The organism is Corynebacterium sp. (genome assembly GCF_030530965.1).
GTDB lineage: Bacteria > Actinomycetota > Actinomycetes > Mycobacteriales > Mycobacteriaceae > Corynebacterium.
The window spans coordinates 4,621-7,610 of the sequence record NZ_JAUMTY010000070.1; the positions used below are offsets into that span (position 1 = coordinate 4,621).

A 2,990-nucleotide genomic window follows, 5' to 3' on the forward strand; every position below is an offset into this window, starting at 1 on the left:
TCCTGCCACCAGAAAACCAAGGTTCGAGTAGTGGCAGTCGGCCCGGGGCACACAACGGGATTTGATCTCAACGATGCGTGGTGGGGAGTCTTAATGGAACAGGTCCTCTAAACGGTCAATCATGGCCAGTGAGCTGTAGTAATCCATCCGGAACGTGTCAGTGCCCATGGAATACACGGACTTGTTCTTTACGGCGGGGGTATTAGTCAGAACCGGATTGCTCTTATATGCATCTACGGCTTTATCATCCGCTGCGAAGAGGAACGCGGTCTTGCCGGTGGCCGCCGTCGGTAGATTCTCAGCGGAGACAACATAAACGTCAGACCGAGGGCCCATCGAATTCGCTCCGCGTGCGCTTTCTGGAACGTCGGCAAGGGTGAACCCTAGCTTGGTGAGCAACTTGCCCTGTGCGGAGTCTTTCGTCCACACACGTGCCGACTTGTTTTGCGGGGTGTACACCAACGGCGTGACCGGTTGCGCAGGCTTCTTGATCTCGTCACGAGCTTTAGCCACGGTGTCATCAAACTTCTTGATGACGTTAGAGGTTTTCTTCTCTAGGCCAGTCGCCTTCCCGAGCATCGTGGCGACATCCTGCCAGTCTTTATCGGAGTAGTCGATCATGACCGTGGGGACAGCCTCTGAAATCTGTTCATACAGGTCAGGCGTGGCGTCCTGACCAGTCGAGGACATCACGACCAAGTCAGGTTTTTCAGCAAGGATAGATTCCGCCGACGGGTTGAGGTCCAGGACCTTCACATGCTCCTTGTCCGCAACCTGGGACCACTGAGTGAAGAAACCGTTGTCATCGGTGAGAGGTGTGCCCTTTTGTCCGCCTGCCGACGCTACGACCGGTGCGCCAATGGCAAGCAAGGAACCAGTCAGCGTCACGGCAGCTGAGACGACCTTTTTCGGCTTGGCCGGGATCTTGACTTCTCCGTGATCGGTGGCCACCGTGCGGGGCCACGTTTCGTTGGCCTGTGCGGATGAGCTCTGACCTGATTCAGAAGACGAAGAAGAGGCCGTATCCGATGACGATTGGGTTGAATCCTCATTGCGCGAGCATGCGGCTGTACCCATGATGAGTGATACGGCGAGTGTTGACGCCAAAACCGCCCGCACTGAGCGCAAGCGATGGGGAGACCTGAAACGGGACACGGAGGTGACTCCTTCTAGAGAAACAAACAAATGAGGGTCCCCATACTACTGGACGTGCAAAAGTAAAGATAGCCTCAAATTTAGAGCCGGAGTGTGCTGCAGGTTTATCGTTTAACCGCGTCGGATTAACCCCTCGGATTAACTCGGTCAGATCAGCCCCGTCGTTTCCGTTAAGTACTCCAAAATCGCGCGTACCCGGCGGTTATCTTCACCCGGTTCGAGATTGAGCTTTAAGAAAATATTGGACACATGTTTCGCCACCGCGGCACCAGAAAGGAACAAGTCCTGCGCTATTTCGGCATTGGATTTTCCACGCGCCATGAGTTCCATGACTTCACGTTCGCGCGCGGTGAGCAGCCGCAATCCTGATCTGCCGGATTTCATCAACGCTGTCGCCACATCCGGATCAATGACCACTCCGCCCTGCGCGACGATGGTGATGGACTCCAGGAAGTCTTTGACTTTTCCGATCCGATCTTTCAGCAAGTAGCCCGTGCCCGCACCGTGGGAGGTTCCAGGCGTGAAGAGTTCACGAGCATAAGCGGGAGCCACGTATTGGGAGAGCACCATGATGCTTAACGACGGAAAGCGCTTGCGCAACTGAAGGGCAGCTCGTAGGCCATCTTCGCGCATGTCAGGAGGCATGCGTACGTCGGTAATGAGGAGATCAGGTAAAGCGTGATCGTCACCGAGGGTGGTTACAGCGTCGAGTAATTCCGTGGCAGTCGTCGGCTTGGCAATGACCTCGTATCCGCGTTTTTCAACTAACCCTGCGACGCCTTCGCGCAACAAGGCGGAATCATCGGCGATGACAATTTTCATTAAGAATCCTCACCAACCTGGTTCACATTCCCACCAGACGTCATGGGAGCAGACCCCGGGGAGGGCACGGAAGCAGACCCCGTGGAAGCAGCCGCAGAAACAGCCGTAGAAGCAGCCGCAGCACCAGGGGAGTCGGCCGTGGGATATCCGCTCTGTCCGCGGTTGAGCATGACGGGAATCGACGCAATCACCGTCGTCGGCCCACCAATCGGGGAGTTCAGCTGCATGGAACCTCCGAAGGCGGCCAAACGCTCACGCATTCCCGATAATCCCGGGCCCAGGCGAGCTCCGCCGTTCCCCTCGTCGACAATAGAAATCCGTAAATCCTGGTCAGAGACCAAAAGGACGGTCACGGGCGCGCCGGGAGCATACTTTGCAGCATTGGTCAGGCACTCGGCACAGAAGAAATAGGCCGACGCCAGCACACTGGGCTGAAGCTCGGGGAGTGGATGCGGACAATGCACGGCGATATTCGAGCCATATGATTCGGCGATCTCCTGAACTGCGGCGTATAAGCCCTGGTCGCGCAGCACTTGCGGGTGAATACCGTGGACCGTTCGGCGGAGAGCATGAAGCCCATCGTCAAGGTGTGAGCGCGTCTCCTCGAGGAGCCGCTGTAGCTCCGGGCTCCCATTTTCCGCCTCAAGTTCGGCTTCCCCGAGCTTAAGAGACGCGGCCACAAAATACTGCTGAGCCCCGTCGTGAAGGTCATTCTCTATACGACGGCGCTCAACCTCGTAGGCATCGGCAATGGCCCGGCGCGACGCCGTCAACTCGTTGATGCGCTCGGCGGCCACACTTTCATGCGACCGCGAACCAGCGGACCGGTTCCGGGGCCTTAAGTGGTGCGATAATCGTTGCCAGGCTGATAATGCCATGTGTGCCATGATAGAAACTTAAACCCCGCGTGAGTAGCGGCCGCACCCTCTCCACCAGCGATGGGGGTAGTGCTAGATCTACCACGATTCGGGCGCTAGAGCTGTGGTGAACTCGGTGGACAAACTGTGAAATAG

Annotated in this window: 3 protein-coding genes; all 3 read right to left on the reverse strand. The window is 56.9% G+C overall.

All coding sequences use genetic code 11. The features are described from left to right. Positions 1-90 precede the first annotated feature (90 nt). The 3 genes from fepB to Q3981_RS09780 all read right to left on the reverse strand — a co-directional run bounded on the left by fepB (position 91) and on the right by Q3981_RS09780 (position 2,855). On the reverse strand, positions 91-1,155 hold the full coding sequence (gene fepB / locus Q3981_RS09770; protein ID WP_303125769.1) for a Fe2+-enterobactin ABC transporter substrate-binding protein: 1,065 nt from the start codon (positions 1,153-1,155) through the stop codon (positions 91-93). A gap of 147 nt (positions 1,156-1,302) precedes the next feature. Continuing rightward, a complete protein-coding gene (locus tag Q3981_RS09775) occupies positions 1,303-1,977 on the reverse strand; it encodes a response regulator transcription factor (RefSeq protein WP_303125771.1) in 675 nt (224 codons plus the stop codon). Further along, entirely contained in the window at positions 1,977-2,855 is an 879-nt protein-coding gene (locus Q3981_RS09780; protein ID WP_303125773.1) for a sensor histidine kinase, read from the reverse strand. The genes Q3981_RS09775 and Q3981_RS09780 overlap by 1 nt, the downstream gene beginning before the upstream one ends. Positions 2,856-2,990 lie beyond the last annotated feature (135 nt).

Coding starts and splice junctions, on each gene's coding strand:
- Q3981_RS09775 (WP_303125771.1), bottom strand. CDS start 1,977: ATGAAAATTGTCATCGCCGATGATTCCGCCTTGTTGCGCGAAGGCGTC.
- Q3981_RS09780 (WP_303125773.1), bottom strand. CDS start 2,855: ATGGCATTATCAGCCTGGCAACGATTATCGCACCACTTAAGGCCCCGG.